We start from the raw sequence: 18,239 nt of genomic DNA, 5'->3' as shown, positions 1-18,239 counted from the left end.
CTTCGCTGTGGCCCATGAAGAAACTGATGTCGTGCATGGCCCTGCTCCTCCTTCTCGCCGGCTGCGCGGACGAGCCGGCCGCCCCGGCCGCGCCAGCCGCCGCGCCGTCGCTGGACCCGGACGCCCGCAACCTGAAGTTCGCCGAGTGCCTGCGCGGGCAGGGCCTCGACGTACCCGACCCGGAACCGGGCAAGGGCATGACGCTCAAGTTCGGCCCGGGCAGCGACCAGCAGAAGGTGCAGGCCGCGATGGAGGCCTGCCGCGAGTGGGCGCCGGCCGCGGTGGCCGGCGGTGACGCCCCCGACCCGGCCCGGGACGAGAAGATGCGCGAGTACGCGCAGTGCATGCGCGACAAGGGGGTGGCGAGCTTCCCCGACCCGGAGGGCGGCATGGTCCGCCTCGACCCGAGCTCCGCGGAGGACCCGGACTTCAAGACCGCCGAGAAGGCGTGCGCGTCCCTGATGCAGGCGCCGCGATGAGCGGGCGCACCCTGAAGATCGTCGCCGGGGTGGTGGCGGTGGCCTCGGCCGGCACCGCGGCGGTGCTGGCCGCCCGGCCCGGTGGTGGTGACGACGCCAAACCCGGCGACCGCCTGCCGCCGGCCACCACGGCGATCACCCGGCAGACGTTGCGGGAGTCGGTGGAGGCCGACGGGGAGCTGGGGTACGGCCCCACGCGCACCGCCACGGCCCGGCGCGCCGGAACCGTCACCTGGCTGCCGGCCAGCGGCGCCCGGGTGACCCGCGGGAAGCCGCTGCACCGGATCGACGACGACCCCGCGGTTCTGATGTACGGCACCGTGCCCGCGTACCGTGACCTGGCGCCCGGTGCCGAGGGCCCGGACGTCGCCCAGCTGGAACGCAACCTGACGGCGATCGGCTATGACGGTTTCACCGCCGACGACGAGTACACCGGGTCGACGGCCGACGCGGTCGAGGAATGGCAGGAGGACAACGGCCTGCCCGAGACCGGTGTGGTGGCGCTCGGTCAGGTGGTGTTCGCCGCCGGTGCGATCCGCGTCGACTCGCTGATCGCCGAGGTGGGCGTCACCGCCGGACCCGGCCGGGACCTGCTCACCTGGACCGGCACCAGCAAGGTGATCACGGTACGGCTGGACGTCACCGAAGGCGCGCTGGCGAAGACCGGGGCACCCGCGTCGGTGACACTGCCCGACGGTGCGCGGGCGGCCGGCAAGGTCACCGAGGTGGCCACCGTGATCGAGCCGGGCAGCGGTGCCGACGCCGAGCCCACCACCGAGGTGGAGGCCCAGATCGCCCTGACCGACGCGAAGGCGGCGGCCGCCCTCGGTTCGGCGGCTGTCGGCGTGACGTTCACCGCGGCCGAACGCAAGGGTGTGCTGACCGTGCCGGTGGCGGCCCTGACGGCCGCCGCCGGCGGCGGGTTCGCCGTCGAGGTCGTCGACGGTGGTGCGACCCGCCGGGTGCCGGTGAAGACGGGCCTGTTCGCCGACGGCCGGGTCGAGATCAGCGGGGCCGGGCTGGCCGAGGGCATGACGGTCGGGGTACCGAAGTGATCGAGATGATCGACGTCATCAAGGCCTATCCGGGCGGGGTGCGAGCCCTCGACGGGGTGGACCTGCACATCGGGGCGGGCGAGCTGGTGGCCGTCGTCGGACCGTCCGGCTCCGGCAAGTCGACCGTCCTCAACCTGATCGGCACGCTGGACCGGCCCACCTCGGGAACCGTGCGGATCGACGGTCTCGACGTGGCGGCGCTGTCCGACCGGCGGCTGGCGGCGCTGCGGGCCACCCGGATCGGGTTCGTCTTCCAGCAGTTCCACCTGGCGGCCGGCACCAGCGCGCTGGACAACGTCGCCGACGGGCTGCTGTACCGCGATGTCCGGCGTGCCGAACGCCGCCGGCTCGCGGCCGAGGCGCTGGAGCGGGTCGGGCTGGGGCACCGGCTGCGGCACGACCCGCACGAGCTGTCCGGTGGCGAACGGCAGCGGGTGGCCATCGCCCGCGCGGTCGTCGGACGGCCCCCGCTGCTGCTCGCCGACGAACCGACCGGCGCCCTCGACTCGCACTCCGGTGACGGGGTGATGGAACTGCTCGGCGAGCTGAACGAGTCCGGCACCACCGTCGTGATCATCACGCACGACCGGGAGATCGCCGCCTCGCTGCCACGGCAGATCCGGATGCGCGACGGCCGCGTCCTCACCGGGGAGGTGGTGCGATGAGAGCCGCGGACGTGGTGCGGGTCGGCGGGGTGGGCCTGCGGACCCGGCCGATGCGGGCGTTCCTGTCGGCGCTCGGCATCGCCATCGGGATCGCGGCGATGGTCGCGGTCGTCGGGATCTCGTCGTCGTCCGGTGCGGAACTGGACCGGACCCTGTCAGCCCTCGGCACCAACCTGCTCACCGTCGGTCCCGGGCAGACACTGCTCGGCGAGGACGCCGAGCTGCCGCTGGAGGCCGAGTCGATGATCGAGCGGATCGGCGGTGTCGAGGGGGTGTCCGCGATCGGCCGGATCAGCGACGCCAAGGTCTACCGGTCGGAGAAGATCCCCGAGGTACGCACGAACGGCATCACCGCGTACGCGGCCCGCGAGAGCCTGCTCGGCACGGTCGGTGCGCGGCTGCGCGACGGTGTATGGCTCAACTCCGCCACCGGCGCCTTCCCGGCGGTCGTGCTCGGCGCCCAGGCGGCCGAGCGGCTCGGGATCGGAGCCGCCGGCCCGGACGTCCAGATCGTGGCCGGCGGTGTGCGGTTCACCGTGATCGGCATCCTGGAGCCGGTACCGCTCGCCGCCGACCTGGACAGCGCGGTCCTGACCGGATGGCCGGCCGCGACCGGGTGGCTGGACTTCGACGGGCACGCCACGACCGTCTACACCCGATCCGACGAGACCCGGCTCGCATCGGTGCGGGAGCTGCTGGCGGCCACCGCGAACCCGTCGGCGCCGAACGAGGTGGCGGTGTCCCGGCCGTCCGACGCGCTCGCCGCCAAGCAGGCCACCGGTCAGGCGTTCGCCGGCCTGCTCCTGGGTGTCGGCGCGGTGGCGTTGCTGGTCGGCGGCGTCGGGGTGGCCAACACGATGGTCATCTCGGTGCTGGAGCGGTGGCCGGAGATCGGTCTGCGGCGGGCACTGGGCGCCACCCGGGGCAACGTACGCATCCAGTTCCTGGCCGAGTCGTTGCTGCTCTCAGCGCTGGGCGGGGCCGGGGGAGTGCTGCTGGGGGCGGCGGTCACCGCTGGTTACGCCACGTACAAGTCGTGGCCGTGGGTCGTCCCGCCGTGGGCGCTGGCCGGGGGTCTGGCGGCGACGCTGGCGATCGGTGGTGTGGCCGGTCTCTACCCGGCGGTCCGCGCCGCCCGGCTGTCACCGACCGAAGCTCTTCAGATGCCGTGAGCCAACCCCGCTATCTGGAGAACCCACCCCGCTATCTGGAGAAATAGACGAGCCTATCTGAATATCGGGGATAATCTTGGCGTACCAAATCAATTCCCTGGACAGGCGGTGGCGCGCATGTCCGATCGCAGATCCGTGGTTCGGCAGCGGCAGCTGGAGCCGACGCTCTGCCACCTTCTCCGAGCGATGACGGTCTCGCACGCCCGGGTCCGGCAGCTCGCAGCGACACGCATCGTCATCTCGGTCACCCTGGCCGTCGCCGGGCTTGTCGCCGTGCTGGCCGGCTCGCTGAACGCGACGCCGTTCACCCGTTCGCTGAGCATCACGGTCACGCTTGCCGGTGCGCTCTGGGCGCTGATCTACTCGCTGGGTCTGGCGTCCTGGGCGCACCGGGAACTGCACCGTGCCGCCCTGCTGCAGGAGACGTTCGAGGTGCGGATGTTCCACCTGACCTGGAACCACGTGCTCGCCGGTGACGAGGTGCCACCCGAGGACGTGCACAAGCTGAGCAGCCGGTTCCGGGGTTCGGAGGACTCGCTGCGGGAGTCGTACGCGATGCCGAACCTGCCGCCGCCGTTCGACGTGCTGGCCCGCCAGCAGCAGAATCTCGCCTGGGGTGGCCGGGTGCGCCGCCGGTACGCCCGCGTGGTCGGCGCCGCGCTGCTCGCCTGGACCGCCTTCGGGCTGTTCTCGGCGATGCTGCGCGGCTCGACCGTCACGGACTTCCTGGTGCAGTGGTGCGTGCCGTCGCTGGGACTGCTGATGCTCGGCTGGGACACGTTCCGTGAGCAGCGCGGCATCTTCGCCGATCGGAGCCGGGTGTCCCGCTGGTCCCGGTCGCGGTGTCTGCTGGCCGCACCGGCCGGACAGGACCCGGCCGTACGACAGGATCTGTGGTTGATCGCCCGTCAGGTGCAGGACCAGCTGTTCCTCACCCGGCGACGGGCGCCTCGGGTGCCGTCCTGGTTCTTTCGCCGGTACTACGCGCAGGACAGCAGCGACTTCACGGCCGGGCTCGCCGAGATGCGCCGGGCTCTCGTGAACGCCGGCCTGAACGTACGCCCGCCCCGCCCCGGTCACCGCCCGTAACCGCCCTCCGGCGTCTGCCGCCGCTCTCGCCGCGCTCTGCTGCGTTCTTCGCCGCGGCCACGTACGTCTGCCGCTGCCCTGCCGCCGCGATGTACATCCCGCAGTGTGGTGACCTGCGCCCGCCGGTGAGCCGCAGTTCACCACGCGGGAGAGGCCGATCGGCGCCCACCGGCGAGCCGTAAGTCGCCACGTGCAGGGGCAGGGGGGTATGCCTCTGGAGAACTGCCGCCCGTAGGCGGTCGGCGGCTGGAATGGCGAAAGTCGGGTGGCTGCGCTCAGACCGGATCCGCACAGGATCGGTCCGGGCGGGATCAGTCGGGCAGGGCCGCGGTGAGGTCGACCTCGACGAGCTGCCCGTGGTAGCCGAGGGCGGTCACGCCGAGCAGGGTGCTCGCCGTGGTGAAGGCGGGAGCCAGCGGCGACGCGTTGAGCTGCCGCCAGACCGCGGTCAGATCGCCGCTGTCGGCGCTGACCACGTAGACGACCGAGCGGACGACGTCGGCCGGCCCGGCGCCGGCCGCCTCCAGGACGGCCAGGCAGTTCGTGATCACCTGCTCGGTCTGCGCGGCGAAGTCGCCGGGTTCGCCGACGACGGCACCGGAGAGGTCGACCGGGCACTGTCCGGCGAGGTGGGCGAGCCGGCCCGCGGACGAGATGGTGACGTGGCTGTAGCCGTCGGGCTCGTGCACGGTGGACGGGTTGGACCTGTCGATCATCGGTCCATTATCGAACCGCAGCCGGAGGCGGCCACCGATTTAACGCCGGTCCTGCACCGGTGCCGTGGCGGGGCCGGCCAGGCGGGCCGCGAGACCGTCGACGAACATCGTCAGGGCGAACTCGAAGCTGTCCCGGTCGACGGTGTCGGCGTGCTCGCGCAGCCGGTGCGCGTCGCCGAGCGACGGGTAGCGGTCCAGATAGACCTGGACGTCGTCGACGAACCCGCGTGAGAAGCTGCCCATCGCCGCGCCCAGTACCAGATATTTCGTGGACGCGCCGATCATCGTGGCCTCACGGGGCGGCCAGCCGGCGGCGACCAGGCCGCCGTGGATGGCGTCGGCGCGGCGCAGTGAGGCGTCGCGCTGACCGGGGCCGCGGGCCAGGAACGGGACGATGTTGGGGTGCTCGGCAAGCGCCGCCCGGTAGGAGCGGGCCCAGGCGAGCAGACCCTCCCGCCAGCCGTGGGCGAACGCCGACACGTCCACCTTCTCCATGATCTCGCTGGCCACCTCGTCGAGCAGGTGCTCCTTGGTGGGGTAGTGGAAGTACAGCGCGGGTGCCGAGACGCCGAGCGCGGCGGCCAGTTTGCGCATGCTGAGCCCGTCGAGCCCGTCGCGGTCGATGATCTCCAGTGCGGAGATGCGGATACCGGCCCGGCTGAGCAGCGGTGTCGTGGGCCGGGCCATGTGTGCCTCCTCGAACCCCTTGGATTGCCTAACGCTGTTAAGTTAGCATGGCGCGAGAAACCTGACAGCGTTCAATTACGGGAGCCGCTATGGACCTCGGCCTGACGGCGGAACAGCAGCAGTTCCGGGACCTCGCCCGCGAGTGGGTCGATCGTGAGGTCGTCCCGCATGCCACCGAGTGGGACCGGGCCGAGCAGGTCGACACCAAGATCGTCGGCAAGCTGGCCGAGCTGGGTTTCCTCGGGCTCGGGATCGACGAGGAGTGGGGCGGCTCGGGCGGTGACTTCCTGACGTATTGCCTCATGATGGAGGAACTGGGGCGCGGCGACACCTCGGTGCGCGGCATCGTCTCGGTCTCCCTCGGCCTGGTGGCCAAGAACATCGCCAAGTACGGGACAGAGCAGCAGAAGGCCCGATGGCTCCCGCCCCTGTGCGGCGGCGAGACGCTCGGCTGCTTCGGCCTGACCGAGCCCGGCACCGGTTCCGACGCCGGCTCCCTGATCACGAAAGCGGTCCGCGACGGCGACGACTGGGTGATCTCCGGCGAGAAGATCTTCATCACCAACGGGACCTGGGCCGGAGTGGCACTGATCTTCGCGCGCACCGGCGGGCCGGGCCCGAAGGGCATCACGGCGTTCCTCGTACCCACGGATCTGCCGGGTTTCGGAAGAAGAGAGATCAAGGGCAAGCTCGGCCTGCGTGGCCAGGCGACGGCGGAGATCAGCCTCGACGGGGTGCGGGTGGGCGACGACGCCCGGCTCGGCGAGGAGGGCGAGGGCTTCAAGATCGCGATGACCGCGCTCGACAAGGGTCGGATCGCCGTCGCCGCCGGCTCGGTGGGCCTGGCCCGCGGTTGCCTCGAGGCCTCCGTCGCGTACGCGAAGGAGCGCACCCAGTTCAGCAAGCCCATCGCCTCGTACCAGCTGGTCCAGGAGATGATCGCGGACATCGCGGTGGAGACCGACGCCGCCCGCCTGCTCGTCTGGCGGGCCGCCGACCTGGTCGACCGCGGTCTGCCGTACCGGACCGAGGCCTCCATGGCGAAGCTGTTCGCCACCGAGTCCGCGGTCAAGGCCGCCAACCAGGCCATTCAGATCTTCGGAGGGTACGGCTACGTCGACGAGTTCCCGGTCGGCAAGGCCATGCGGGACGCCCGCGTCACGACGCTCTACGAGGGCACCAGCCAGATCCAGAAACTGCTCATCGGCCGTGCGCTGACCGGAATCAGCGCGTTCTGAGACAGGGGAGTCACCATATGAGCCGGGTAGCCGTCGTCACCGGTGCCGCACGCGGTATCGGCGCCGCCACCGCCCTCCAGTTCGCCCGCGAGGGTGCCGCTGTCGCCGTTCTCGACCTCGACGAGCAGGCCTGCTCGGAGACCGTCGACCGGATCAAGGCATCCGGCGGAACCGCCGTCGCGTTCGGTTGCGACGTGGCCGACGAGGCCCAGGTCGACGCCGTGATCAACAAGGTCGCCGGGGAGCTCGGCGGAGTTGACGTGCTGGTCAACAATGCCGGGGTGCTCCGCGACAACCTGCTGCACAAGATGTCCGTGCTCGACTGGGACATCGTGATGAACGTGCACCTGAGGGGCGCGTTCCTGTGCAGCCGGGCCGCCCAGCGGCACATGGTCGCGAAGCGTTCCGGCAAGATCGTGAACACGTCGAGTGTGTCCGCGCTCGGCAATCGCGGTCAGGCCAACTACTCCGCGGCAAAGGCGGGTATTCAGGGCCTGACCCGTACTCTCGCCATGGAGCTGGGCCCCTTCAACATCAACGTCAACGCGGTGGCGCCCGGTTTCATCGTCACCGAGATGACCGACGCCACCGCCGCCCGGGTCGGTGTGTCCGCGGCCGACATGCGCGCCAAGGCCGCCGAGATCACGCCGCTGCGCCGGGTCGGCCGCCCCGAGGACATCGCCCGGGTTGTCGCGTTCCTCGCCAGTGACGCGGCATCCTTCATCACCGGACAGACGATCTACGTCGACGGCGGACGCCGTCTCTAGTCAAGAGGAACTCTGATGCGCCGCACTGTTTTCAACGAGGACCACGAGGCGTTCCGCCAGACCCTGCGGGACTTCATCGAGACCGAGGTGGTTCCCCGCTACGACCAGTGGTTCGCCGACGGCCAGGTGCCGCGGGACTTCTACAAGCAGCTCGCCGAGCTGGGCCTGTTCGGCATCGAGGTGCCCGAGGAGTACGGCGGCGCCGGCATCTCCAGCTTCAAGTTCGCCGCCGTGCAGACCGAGGAGACCATGCGCGCCGGTGTCTCCTTCGGTGCCGCCGGGGCGCACGTCGCACTCGGCCTGCCCTACCTGCTGGACCTCGGCACCGACGAGCAGAAGCGGCGCTGGCTGCCCGACTTCGTCTCCGGCGACACGATGTACGCGCTCGCCATGACCGAGCCGGGTACCGGCAGCGACCTGGCCGGCATGAGCACCACCGCTCGTCTCTCGGAGGATGGGTCGCACTACGTCCTCAACGGCGCGAAGACGTTCATCACCGGCGGTGTCCTCGCCGACCGGGTGATCGTCTGCGCGCGTACCTCGCCGTCGAAGCCCGACGACCGCCGCTACGGCATCACCCTGCTGAACGTCGACACCACGCTGCCCGGGTACTCGGTCGGCCGCAAGCTCGACAAGCTGGGCCTGCGTACCTCCGACACCGGCGAGCTGGCGTTCGTCGACGTGAAGGTACCGGTGGAGGACCGGCTCGGCGATGAGAACAAGGGCTTCTACTACCTCGGCAAGAATCTGCCGAAGGAGCGGCTGAGCATCGCCTACGGCGCGTACGCGCAGGCCGCTGCCGCGGTCCGGTTCGCCAAGCAGTACGTGCAGGAGCGCAAGGTCTTCGGCCAGACGGTCGCCAGCTTCCAGAACACCAAGTTCGAGCTGGCCGCCTGCCAGGCCGAGGTGGACGCGGCGCAGGCGGTCGCCGACCGGGCTCTGGAGGCCCTCGACGCGGGCGAGCTGACGGCGGCCGAGGCCGCGTCGGCGAAGCTCTTCTGCACCGAGGCCGCGCACCGGGTGATCGACCGTTGCCTGCAGCTGCACGGCGGTTACGGCTTCATCAACGAGTACCCGATCGCCCGCCTCTACGCCGACAACCGGGTCAACCGGATCTACGGCGGCACGTCCGAGGTGATGAAGATGATCATCGCGAAGGACATGGGCCTCTAGATCCGGTACGGACGGGTCAGCCCTCGCCGCATCGGAACAGTCCCGGGCCACCGCGCGACCTACGCGGTGGTCCGGGCCGTCAGCGCGACCGCCGGGCGTATGCGACGGTCACCGTAAGACCGCCGGCAGTACCCCAGGTATCCCTGGGGTGCCGGATCACCGGCGTGAGCTGGGGCCGGCGGCCGCGGCTCGCGCCCGGGCAGCCACGGCGAGCACCGCGGTCCAGGCCGTCAGGCCGAGAACCAGGGCGTCCGCCGCCGCGTCGCCCCAGTCGCCGGTGAGGGACGGGTAGAGATCCCAGGCGTCAAGTGACAACGACGCCATGCCGATCACCGTCGCCGCGGCCAGCGGCGGCACGACCACCAGCGTCCACATCGGAAGGCCCAGCCGGTCGTCCTGCAACAACCCGGCCATGGTGGCCACCATCCAGCCACCCGCCAGAACCACCACGGCCACGATCCGTGCAGCCCGCGACCGGATCCGTCCGCCGAACAGCACACCGAGCCCCACTCCGGCCAGCGCGTAGAGCGGGAACGCCGCGAGCAGCGGCCCGTACGGGAGATCGCCGATTGCCCCCGGCTCCCAGAGGACCCGCCCGTCCGTGGTGACCCGTACCCGTTCGCCGCCGATCGCCCGCGCGGCCACGAACACCGCCGCGGCCATCGCCGACGCGACACCCGCAGCGGCGGCGAGCGCCACCGGATACCGGTGCCGTTGCGCCAGCCACACCCCGGTGAGCAGCGCGAGCACGTGCCCGCACAGATAGCCGGAGGTGTTCCGCATGACCTCCCGGTGGTACCGCCACTCCCATTGCTGGCTGTCGCCCTGCGCGTCGTAGTTGATCCACGTCTCGTAGAAGCCGTCGTTGACCGGCATCAGTACGACGGTCAGCAGCACCGCGACGGGTATCGCCCACAGCGCTCTCATGCTTCCCGTACTTCTGCGAGCGTTCCGTCGCGGTGCCGGTCGACGGCCTCGTCCGGTGACAGGCCGGCCGCGGCGCACCGCGGCGCGACGTCGTCGGGGAGGCCGGTGGACTGCCACAGACGTACCAGCGTCGGCAGCCGCCCGCGGGTGACCATCGCCGCGAGCCGCTCGTCGGCGGGAGCCTCGGCCGGGGTGAGGGCGTCGCGCCGGATCCGCTCGGCGCTCCAGCCCTCGGCGTGCAGGGTGGCCACGTCCGCGCCCTCCCACTGCGGGCGCAGCGGCACCCGGCCGAGCGGACCGCCGAGTCGTTCGGTGAGATGCGGCAGCCCGCCCGGGACATGGTCGTGAAGCCATCCGAAGTCGGCGGCACCCCAGCGTGTGGCGAGCAGGCCGGCCATCGCCCGGGCCGGTTCGGCGGGGGCCGGAAGGTAGCGCCCGCGGCCGTGGTCGTGCTCGTCGAGACGCCGGTTCGTCGCCTCCGACCAGGACGTCGCGTCGCTCAGCCGCTGCCAGTACGGCCGGGCCACGTCGATCGTCTCGCGGACGCGTTCGTCGAGAACGGAGATGACCACGTGCCCTAGGCTGCCGGGCATGGCGCTTCTCCACAAGGCACAGATCGTTCCCGGCAAGCTCGAACTGCTCGCCCGATGGCTCCCCGGCCAGGATTGGTTCACCGGCCCGGACGGTCCCGAGCCGGAGCGGGTCGCCGCGGCCCGGTTCGACGATCCGGCCGGGGATGTCGGGATCGAGACGCTGATCGTGCGTGCCGCCGACGGGACCCTGTGGCACGTGCCGCTCACCTACCGGGGTGCCCCGCTGGCCGGGGCGGAGGAGTGGCTGATCGGCACCACCGAGCACTCGGTGCTGGGCACCCGCTGGGTCTACGACGCGACCGGCGACCCGGTCTACCGGGCGGTGACCGCCGAGGCGATCCGGTCCGGTGGGCACGAGGCGGCCGAGGAGGTCGACCACGGCGGTGAGCTGGTCCGCCGGGAGCCGTCGCTGCACCTGCGCGGCAGCGGCACCGAGCCGGGCGACCTCACCGTGGTCCGGGTGCCGGCCCCGGCCTCCGGCGCCGCCGCCACCCTCACCGGCAGCTGGAACGGCGGATCCGCGGTCCTGGTCGTCGGCTAGAGCGCGTCGCCGGCCTTGCGGGCGGCGATCAGAACCGGATCCCAGACGGGGGCGTACGGCGGCGCGTAACCGAGGTCGAGTGCGGTCATCTCGGTGACCGTCATCCGGTTCCAGACGGCGACGGCGAAGGCGTCGATCCGTTTGGCGGCCTCGGCCCGGCCGACGATCTGGGCGCCGAGCAGCAGCCCGGTGTCCTTCTCGGCGATCAGCTTGACGGTCATCGGCACGGCGCCTGGGAAGTAACCGGCCCGGTTGGTGGACTCGACGGTCGCCGTGACGTACCGGAACCCGGCCGCCTCGGCCTCTTTCGAGGAGAGCCCGGTCCGCGCCACCTCGAAGTCGCAGATCTTGGTGATGGCGGTGCCGATGACGCCGGGGAACGTGGCGTATCCGCCGCCGATGTTGATGCCCGCGACCCGGCCCTGTTTGTTGGCGTGGGTGCCGAGCGGCACATGCATGGGCCGTCCGCTGATCAGATGGGTGACCTGGGTGCAGTCGCCGGCCGCCCACACGCCCTCGACGATCCCGTCCGGGCCGGTGACACGCTGCCGCAGGTCGGTGGCGAGCGCGCCGGTGATGCCGAGCGGGAGCCCGGCGGCGTCGGCGAGGGCGGTGTTCGGCCGTACGCCGAGCCCGAGGACCACGACGTCGGCGGGGAGCACCCCGTCGTCGGTGACGACCGCGCTGACCCGGCCGCCGGTGGTCTCCAGCCCTTCGACGGTGACGCCGGTGCGCAGTTCGATGCCGAGTCCGCGGATCGAGTCGGCGACGAGCGCGCCCATGTCCGGGTCGATCGTGGACATCGGCTGCCCGGAGCGTTCCACGAGGGTGACCCGCAGGCCGCGGCGCTGCAGGGCCTCGGCCATCTCCACGCCGATGTAGCCGGCGCCGATCACGACGGCGGTGCGGTGGTCGCCCTCCAGCCACTCCTGCAGGGCCGCGCCGTCGCCGAGCGTCTGCACGCCGAAGACACCGCGGGCCGGGACGTCCGCCCACGGCGGGCGGATCGGGGTGGCGCCGGCCGCGTACATCAGATGGTCGAAGCTTTCGGTGCGGTCGTGGACGGTGACCGTCCGGGCCGCCAGGTCGATGCCGGTGACCTCGTGCCCGGTGTGCACCTCGATCCCGTTCTCCCGGAACGTGGCCGGGTCCCGGGCGATGAGGTCGTCCGGCCCGTCGACCAGCCCGCCCACCCAGTACGGGATACCGCACGCCGAGTAGGACGTGTATTGACCGCGTTCGAACGCGGTGATTCGCAGGTCGCCCGGCCCCAGCCGGCGACGGGCCTGGGACGCGGCGGACATGCCGGCCGCGTCGCCGCCGATGACGATCATTCGCACCCGGCCCATTCTGCCCCGGTTACCGGAAGATTTCTGCGAAGCCACGGGCAGTGGTTGCCCATCGCATCAGCCGAGTTCTATGGTGACCCTCACCGATACCCATTCCGCCGTCCGTTTCCTTGAACCGTCCGTCGAAGCGCTTCGACCGATTTCCGTTAATTGCGTAACCGCTGGTCAAGTCGCCGGACGGTCATTTAATCGTGCGCTTATCCAATTCGTGAAGGAGACCGCCATGCGTCTCAGACGCGGGCTGACCGCACTCGCCGCGGCCCTGTTGATCGTTCCTCTCGTCCCCGGCGCGGCAACGGCAGCCGCCCCGGCCCACCCCTTCCGCGACCCGAGCCTGCCGCTGGCCGCGCGCGTCGACGACCTGCTCAGCCGGCTCACCCTGGACGAGAAGATCTCGTTGCTGCACCAGTTCCAGCCGGCCGTCCCACGCCTGGGCCTCGACATGTTCAAGACCGGCACGGAAGCGCTGCACGGCGTCGCGTGGTCCACCGACAAGTCCGCCGGTGGCGCCAAGATCGACGCGACGGCCACGGTGTTCCCGCAGGCCGTCGGCCTGGCCAGCACCTGGGACCCGGCCCTGATCGAACGGGTCGGCAGTGCGGTCGGCGACGAACTGCGCGGCTTCCACGCGCAGAACCCGGCGGTCTGGGGACTCAACGCCTGGGCGCCGGTGGTCAACCTGCTGCGGGACCCGCGCTGGGGCCGCAACGAGGAGGGGTACTCCGAGGACCCGCTGCTGTCCGGCGTGGTCGCCACCGCGTACGGCAGCGGGCTGCAGGGCGACGACCCGGATCATCTCAAGGTCGCGCCGACACTCAAGCACTACGCCGCCTACAACAACGAGACCGCTCGGGACCGGACCTCGTCGAACGTGCCGCAGCGGGTGCTCAACGAGTACGACCGCAAACCGTTCGAGATCGCGCTGCGCAACAACGCGGCGACCGGTGTGATGGCCTCCTACAACCTGATCAACGGCCGGCCCGCCACCGTCGACCCGGACCTCGGCACCCTCGTCCGCGACTGGAGCGACCAGCGGCTCTTCAACGTCAGCGACGCCTGGGCGCCGACCAACCTGACCGGCTCGCAGGCCTACTTCGCCACCCAGGCCGAGGCGAACGCGGCCACCCTCAAGGCCGGTCTGGACAGCTTCACCGTCAACGACACCGATGCCGTACCCACCGTGACCGCGATCCGGGAGGCGCTCGAGCGGGGGCTGCTCGCCGAGGCCGACATCGACAAGGCGGTCGGCAATGCGCTGAGCATCCGCTTCCGCCTCGGTGAATTCGATCCGGACGGTGGCCCGTACGCCGGAATCTCGCCCTCGGTGATCGACAGTCCGGCGCACCGCGCGCTGGCCCGCGAGACCGCCGCCGAGGCCGCGGTCCTGCTGAAGAACAACGGCATCCTCCCGCTCCGGGCCGGCGGTTCGGTCGCCGTGGTCGGTCCCACCGCCGACAGGCTCTACACCGATTGGTACGGGGGCCAGCTGCCCTACAAGGTGAGCGTGCTCGACGGGATCACCGAGCGGGCGTCGGCCGTCACCACCAGCGCGGGCGCCGACCGGATCGCGCTCAAGGAGGTCACCACGGGCCGCTACGTGACGGCCGGCTCCGGCAACGTCGGTGTCACCGCGACCAGCGCGACCGAGGCCGCCGCCCAGTTCGACACGGTCGACTGGGGCGACGGCGTCTCCACCCTGCGCAGCGTCGCCAACGGCAAGCTCGTCGGCTATGCCTGGGGCCCGTTCGTGACCCGGGCCGAGGACCCGTCCGGCTGGTTCGTCCAGGAACAATTCAAGATCGAGGACCAGGGCGACGGTACGGTCGTGCTGCGCTACACCGGCTACGAGACCCAGGAGTCGTGGTTCCCGGACACCGACTACGTGACCGTGGGCGCCGACGGTGCCCTGACCCTGGGGAACCGCTCGTCGGCCGCCAGGTTCACAAAGGAGCTGCTGGTCGACGGGGTGGCCCAGGCCGCCGCCGAGGCCAGGAGGACGCAGACGGCCGTGGTCGTCGTCGGCACCGACCCGTTCGTCGCCGGCCGTGAGGTCCACGACCGCGCCGGCCTGGGACTGGGATCCCGCCAGGAGGCGCTGATCAAGGCGGTCCGGGCGGCCAACCCGCGGACCGTCGTGGTGGTGCAGAGCAGTTACCCGCAGACGATCAACTGGGCACAGGCGCACGTTCCCGGCATCCTCTGGACCACGCATGCCGGGGCCGAGACCGGCCATGCGGTCGCCGACGTGCTCTACGGCGACGTCAACCCGTCCGGCAAGCTGACCCAGACCTGGCCCCGCAGTGAGTCCCAGCTGCCGGACGACCTGCTGCAGTACGACATCATCGACACGAAGCAGACCTACCTGTACAGCGACGACACCCCGCTCTACGCGTTCGGGCACGGGTTGTCGTACACCAGGTTCCGGTACGGCGTCCCGGTCGTCCGCGACGGCAGAGTGACCGTGACGGTGACCAACGCGGGTGACCGGGCCGGTGACGAGGTGGTCCAGCTCTACACCCATCAGCGGTCCTCCCGCGACGCCACCCCGGTCAGGCAGCTCCGCGATTTCCGGAAGGTGTCGCTGGCGGCCGGGCAGTCGAAGACCGTCACGTTCGCCCTCGACCCCGCCGACGTGGCCCGGTGGGATCAGACCCGGCAACGGTGGGTGGTCGAGAACTCGGTTCACGACGTGCTGCTCGGCTCCTCGTCGGCCGACATCCGGCAGCGGGCCACCTGGTCGGTCCGCGGCGAGACGATCCCGGCCCGCGACCTGTCCCGGCCGACCCGGGCGGAGACCTTCGACGCCTATTCCGGTGCCCGGCTGCTCGATGAGACCAAAGCGAGCGGAACCGTGGTCGGGGCGTCCGCGGACGGGGACTGGATCGCGTTCAAGGACGCGGCCCTGCGCGGCGGCACCACCTTCACCGCCCGCACCTCGGGCGCCGGGACGATCGAGGTGCGCCTCGGCTCCCCGACCGGCCGCCTGCTCGGTACCGCGACACCGGCCGGCACCGCCGACCCCTACGAGTACACGGAGGTGACCGCCAGGCTCGCCCGCTTCTCCGGCCGCCAGCCGGTCTACCTGGTGCTCAGCTCCGGCCTGCGACTGGCCACGTTCACCATCCGCTGACCGCACCCTGCGTGGTGACCTGCGCCCGCCGGAGCGCCGCGGGTCACCACGTGGGTGGGCGCCGGCCGTTGTGTGGTGAGGTGTGGCTTGCCGGCGGGCGTGGGTCACCACGCGTGGGGGTGGAAGCGCTGATCAGTAGGATCGTTCGCAGTACGGGCTGTGGCGACTTGGGGAGGCGCAATGCCGACGATCAACGATGTCGCCAAGGCGGCGGGGGTGTCGCCCAGCACGGTGTCGTACGTGTTGAGCGGCCGCCGCCCGATCTCGGCCGAGACCCGCGCCCGCGTGCAGGCCGCCATCGCCGAGCTCGGCTTCCACCCGCACGCCGGCGCCCGTGCCCTGGCGAGCAGCAAGACGAATGTGATCGCCCTGGTCGCGCCGTTGCGGGTGGACGTGAACGTGCCGGTCATCATGCAGTTCGCGACCGCCGTCGTGACCGCGGCCCGCTCGTACAACCATGATGTCCTGCTGCTCACCAAGGACGAGGGCACGGCCGGTCTGGAGCGGGTCGCGCACAGCACCATGGTCGACGCGTTGATAGTGATGGACCTGGAGCGCGACGACGTCCGGATCCCGGCGTTGCGCAAGCTCAAGCAGCCGTCGGTGCTGATCGGCCTGCCCGCCGACCACACCGGTATCGCCTGTGTCGACCTGGACTTCGGGGCGGCGGCGCGGGAGGCGCTGGCCCACCTGGCCGGGCACGGCCACCAGCGGATCGGCCTGGTCGGCCCGTCCCCGGCGGTGTACAAGCGGCAGACCACCTACGCCGACCGATTCCTCACCGGTTTCCTGGAGGCGTCGGCCGAGTTCGGCCGGCGGACGGTGACGCATCCGTGCGAGCCGGGCGCTGAGGGGGTGCGTTCGTGCATGGCCGACCTCGACGCCGAACTCGACGGCCTGACCGCCCTGGTGGTGCACAACGAGGAGGCACTGCGGCCGCTGCTCGACCTGCTGCACGCCACCGGCCGCCGCGTCCCGGAGGACATCTCCGTCGTCGCGATCTGCCCGCGGGACGTCGCGACGATGATGCCGATCAGCCTGACCTCGATCGACATCCCGGCGCACGACGTCGGCACCCTGGCCGTGGAGACCGCGATGCGGCTGCTGGACGGCCGTCGCGTGGAGTACACCCGGCTGCTGGCACCCGGTCTGGTCGAGCGCGATTCCTGCGGGGAAATCTCCACGTCACACCGTTGACATGAAGCGGGCTCGTTCCATAGCGTCTCGACAAGGCCGATCGTCGAAGCGCTTCGACGATGGCGCGAACGTCGATGGCGAGAACTTCCCCCGGAGGTACCGCAATGCTCCGAACACGATCCGGTCTCGCGGCCGGTGCTCTCTTGCTGGCAGCCACCCTCGGTCTCACCGCGTGCGGCGGCGACGACGGCGCGACCGAAGGCGCCGACGCCAAGACCCTGACCCTCTGGCACTACGAGGGGCCCAACAGCGCCATGGGCATCGCCTGGAACAAGGCGATCGAGCTGTTCAAGGCCAGCCACCCCGGCGTCGAGGTGAAGTTCGAGGAGAAGGGCTTCGAGCAGATCCAGCAGAACGCCCAGATGATCCTCAACTCCGACAGCGCGCCCGACATCATGGAATACAACAAGGGCAACGCGACCGCCGGTCTGCTGTCCAAGCAGGGTCTGCTCACCGACATCTCGGACGAGTTCACCAAGCGCGGCTGGGACTCCAAACTCAGCACCAGCCTGCAGACCACCGCGAAGTACGACGACGACGGCATCATGGGCAGCGGCAAGGTCTTCGGCGTGCCCAACTACGGTGAGTTCGTCACGGTCTACTACAACAAGAAGATGTTCGACCAGTACAAGCTGGCGGTCCCGGCCACGCTGGACGAGTTCACCAAGGTGATGGACACGTTCGTGCAGAACAAGGTGACCCCGCTCGCGGTCGGCGGCGCCGAGTACCCGGCCCAGCAGATCTTCTACGAGCTCGCGCTGTCGAAGGCCGACCGCAAGTTCGTCGACGACTACCAGCTCTACAAGAACAAGGTCGACTTCAAGGGCCCGCAGCTGACCTACGGCGCACAGACCTTCGCCGAGTGGGTGAGCAAGGGCTACATCAGCAAGGACTCGGCCGGCATCAAGGCCGAGGACATGGGGGTCTCGTTCACCCAGGGCAAGTTCCCGATCCTGATCTCCGGCTCCTGGTGGTACGGCCGGTTCGCCGACGAGATCAAGGACTTCGAGTGGGGCACGTTCCTCTTCCCGGGCAACACCCTGCACCCGGGCTCCAGCGGCAACCTCTGGGTGGTGCCGGAGAAGAGCAAGGCCAAGGCGCTGGCGTACGACTTCATCGACATCACCATGCAGCCCGAGGTGCAGGCACTGCTCGGCAACAGCGGTGGCGTCCCGGTCGCGGCCGACCCGGCGGCGATCACCGACCCGAAGAACAGGGAGCTGGTGGAGACCTTCAACAAGATCTCCACCTCGGACGGCCTGGCGTTCTACCCGGACTGGCCGGCGCCCGGCTACTACGACGTGCTCGTGGCCGGCACCCAGGGCCTGATCAACGGCTCGAAGACTCCGGACGCCTTCCTTGACGAGATCGCGAAGCCGTACAACGAGAACCTGGCCGACCTCGGCAAATGAGCGTGGCGCGGCGCGGGCGGTGGGCACACCCCCCCGCCCCCCCGCGAGG

At 70.8% G+C, this 18,239-nt stretch carries 17 protein-coding genes; 12 read left to right on the top strand and 5 right to left on the bottom strand.

Annotation, left to right across the window (positions count from 1 at the left end; translation table 11 throughout):
• The first annotated feature begins 14 nt into the window (after positions 1-14).
• The 5 genes from AB0G04_RS42725 (at position 15) to AB0G04_RS42705 (ending at position 4,460) form a co-directional block, all read left to right on the top strand.
• Positions 15-479, top strand: a complete 465-nt coding sequence (locus AB0G04_RS42725) for a hypothetical protein (protein WP_360996003.1) — start codon at positions 15-17, stop codon at positions 477-479.
• Positions 476-1,534: a peptidoglycan-binding domain-containing protein gene (locus tag AB0G04_RS42720; protein ID WP_360996000.1), complete on the top strand. Its 1,059-nt coding sequence runs from the start codon at positions 476-478 to the stop codon at positions 1,532-1,534. The genes AB0G04_RS42725 and AB0G04_RS42720 overlap by 4 nt, the downstream gene beginning before the upstream one ends.
• Entirely contained in the window at positions 1,531-2,199 is a 669-nt protein-coding gene (locus AB0G04_RS42715) for an ABC transporter ATP-binding protein (protein ID WP_360995998.1), read from the top strand. The genes AB0G04_RS42720 and AB0G04_RS42715 overlap by 4 nt, the downstream gene beginning before the upstream one ends.
• Positions 2,196-3,371 carry an ABC transporter permease gene (locus AB0G04_RS42710; RefSeq protein WP_360995995.1) on the top strand — a complete coding sequence of 392 codons (1,176 nt, stop codon included), beginning with the start codon at positions 2,196-2,198 and terminating at the stop codon, positions 3,369-3,371. The genes AB0G04_RS42715 and AB0G04_RS42710 overlap by 4 nt, the downstream gene beginning before the upstream one ends.
• A gap of 117 nt (positions 3,372-3,488) precedes the next feature.
• Positions 3,489-4,460 (top strand): S-4TM family putative pore-forming effector, encoded by a 972-nt coding sequence (locus tag AB0G04_RS42705; RefSeq protein WP_360995992.1) that lies wholly within the window; start codon positions 3,489-3,491, stop codon positions 4,458-4,460.
• Between the two features lie 311 nt (positions 4,461-4,771).
• On the opposite strand, the gene AB0G04_RS42700 is transcribed toward AB0G04_RS42705, so the two are convergent.
• Complete coding sequence (locus tag AB0G04_RS42700; protein ID WP_360995989.1) at positions 4,772-5,176, bottom strand: RidA family protein; 405 nt, start codon at positions 5,174-5,176, stop codon at positions 4,772-4,774.
• A 39-nt stretch (positions 5,177-5,215) separates the two neighbouring features.
• Entirely contained in the window at positions 5,216-5,863 is a 648-nt protein-coding gene (locus AB0G04_RS42695) for a TetR family transcriptional regulator (protein ID WP_360995986.1), read from the bottom strand.
• A gap of 89 nt (positions 5,864-5,952) precedes the next feature.
• On the opposite strand from AB0G04_RS42695, the gene AB0G04_RS42690 reads away from it, so the two are divergent.
• From AB0G04_RS42690 to AB0G04_RS42680, 3 genes are read left to right on the top strand one after another with little or no spacing between them, the layout of a single operon-like run.
• The gene (locus AB0G04_RS42690) at positions 5,953-7,101 is read left to right on the top strand and encodes an acyl-CoA dehydrogenase family protein (protein WP_360995983.1); all 1,149 of its coding nucleotides are present in this window, start codon (positions 5,953-5,955) and stop codon (positions 7,099-7,101) included.
• A gap of 17 nt (positions 7,102-7,118) precedes the next feature.
• Positions 7,119-7,868, top strand: coding sequence for a 3-oxoacyl-ACP reductase FabG (gene fabG, locus AB0G04_RS42685; protein ID WP_360995980.1), 750 nt, complete (start codon positions 7,119-7,121; stop codon positions 7,866-7,868).
• 15 nt (positions 7,869-7,883) lie between these two features.
• Positions 7,884-9,041 carry an acyl-CoA dehydrogenase family protein gene (locus AB0G04_RS42680; protein WP_360995977.1) on the top strand — a complete coding sequence of 386 codons (1,158 nt, stop codon included), beginning with the start codon at positions 7,884-7,886 and terminating at the stop codon, positions 9,039-9,041.
• A 156-nt stretch (positions 9,042-9,197) separates the two neighbouring features.
• Here AB0G04_RS42680 and AB0G04_RS42675 read toward each other — a convergent pair whose 3' ends face one another.
• Entirely contained in the window at positions 9,198-9,968 is a 771-nt protein-coding gene (locus AB0G04_RS42675) for a hypothetical protein (RefSeq protein WP_360995974.1), read from the bottom strand.
• On the bottom strand, positions 9,965-10,561 hold the full coding sequence (locus AB0G04_RS42670) for a hypothetical protein (RefSeq protein ID WP_360995971.1): 597 nt from the start codon (positions 10,559-10,561) through the stop codon (positions 9,965-9,967). The genes AB0G04_RS42675 and AB0G04_RS42670 overlap by 4 nt, the downstream gene beginning before the upstream one ends.
• On the opposite strand from AB0G04_RS42670, the gene AB0G04_RS42665 reads away from it, so the two are divergent.
• Positions 10,560-11,102: a hypothetical protein gene (locus tag AB0G04_RS42665; RefSeq protein WP_360995968.1), complete on the top strand. Its 543-nt coding sequence runs from the start codon at positions 10,560-10,562 to the stop codon at positions 11,100-11,102. The two genes, AB0G04_RS42670 and AB0G04_RS42665, sit on opposite strands and share 2 nt — an antisense overlap.
• Here the strand turns inward: AB0G04_RS42665 and AB0G04_RS42660 are convergent.
• Positions 11,099-12,451 (bottom strand): FAD-dependent oxidoreductase, encoded by a 1,353-nt coding sequence (locus AB0G04_RS42660; RefSeq protein WP_360995966.1) that lies wholly within the window; start codon positions 12,449-12,451, stop codon positions 11,099-11,101. The genes AB0G04_RS42665 and AB0G04_RS42660 overlap by 4 nt on opposite strands.
• 223 nt (positions 12,452-12,674) lie before the next feature.
• Between AB0G04_RS42660 and AB0G04_RS42655 the strand changes: the two genes are divergently transcribed.
• The 3 genes from AB0G04_RS42655 to AB0G04_RS42645 all read left to right on the top strand — a co-directional run bounded on the left by AB0G04_RS42655 (position 12,675) and on the right by AB0G04_RS42645 (position 18,190).
• Complete coding sequence (locus AB0G04_RS42655; protein ID WP_360995964.1) at positions 12,675-15,581, top strand: glycoside hydrolase family 3 C-terminal domain-containing protein; 2,907 nt, start codon at positions 12,675-12,677, stop codon at positions 15,579-15,581.
• Between the two features lie 180 nt (positions 15,582-15,761).
• Entirely contained in the window at positions 15,762-16,778 is a 1,017-nt protein-coding gene (locus AB0G04_RS42650) for a LacI family DNA-binding transcriptional regulator (RefSeq protein WP_360995961.1), read from the top strand.
• A gap of 104 nt (positions 16,779-16,882) precedes the next feature.
• Positions 16,883-18,190, top strand: coding sequence for an extracellular solute-binding protein (locus AB0G04_RS42645; protein WP_360995958.1), 1,308 nt, complete (start codon positions 16,883-16,885; stop codon positions 18,188-18,190).
• Positions 18,191-18,239: the final 49 nt, after the last annotated feature.

It is taken from the genome of Actinoplanes sp. NPDC023801, from assembly GCF_040639655.1.
GTDB lineage: Bacteria > Actinomycetota > Actinomycetes > Mycobacteriales > Micromonosporaceae > Actinoplanes.
This window is presented reverse-complemented; position numbering and strand designations above follow the sequence as displayed.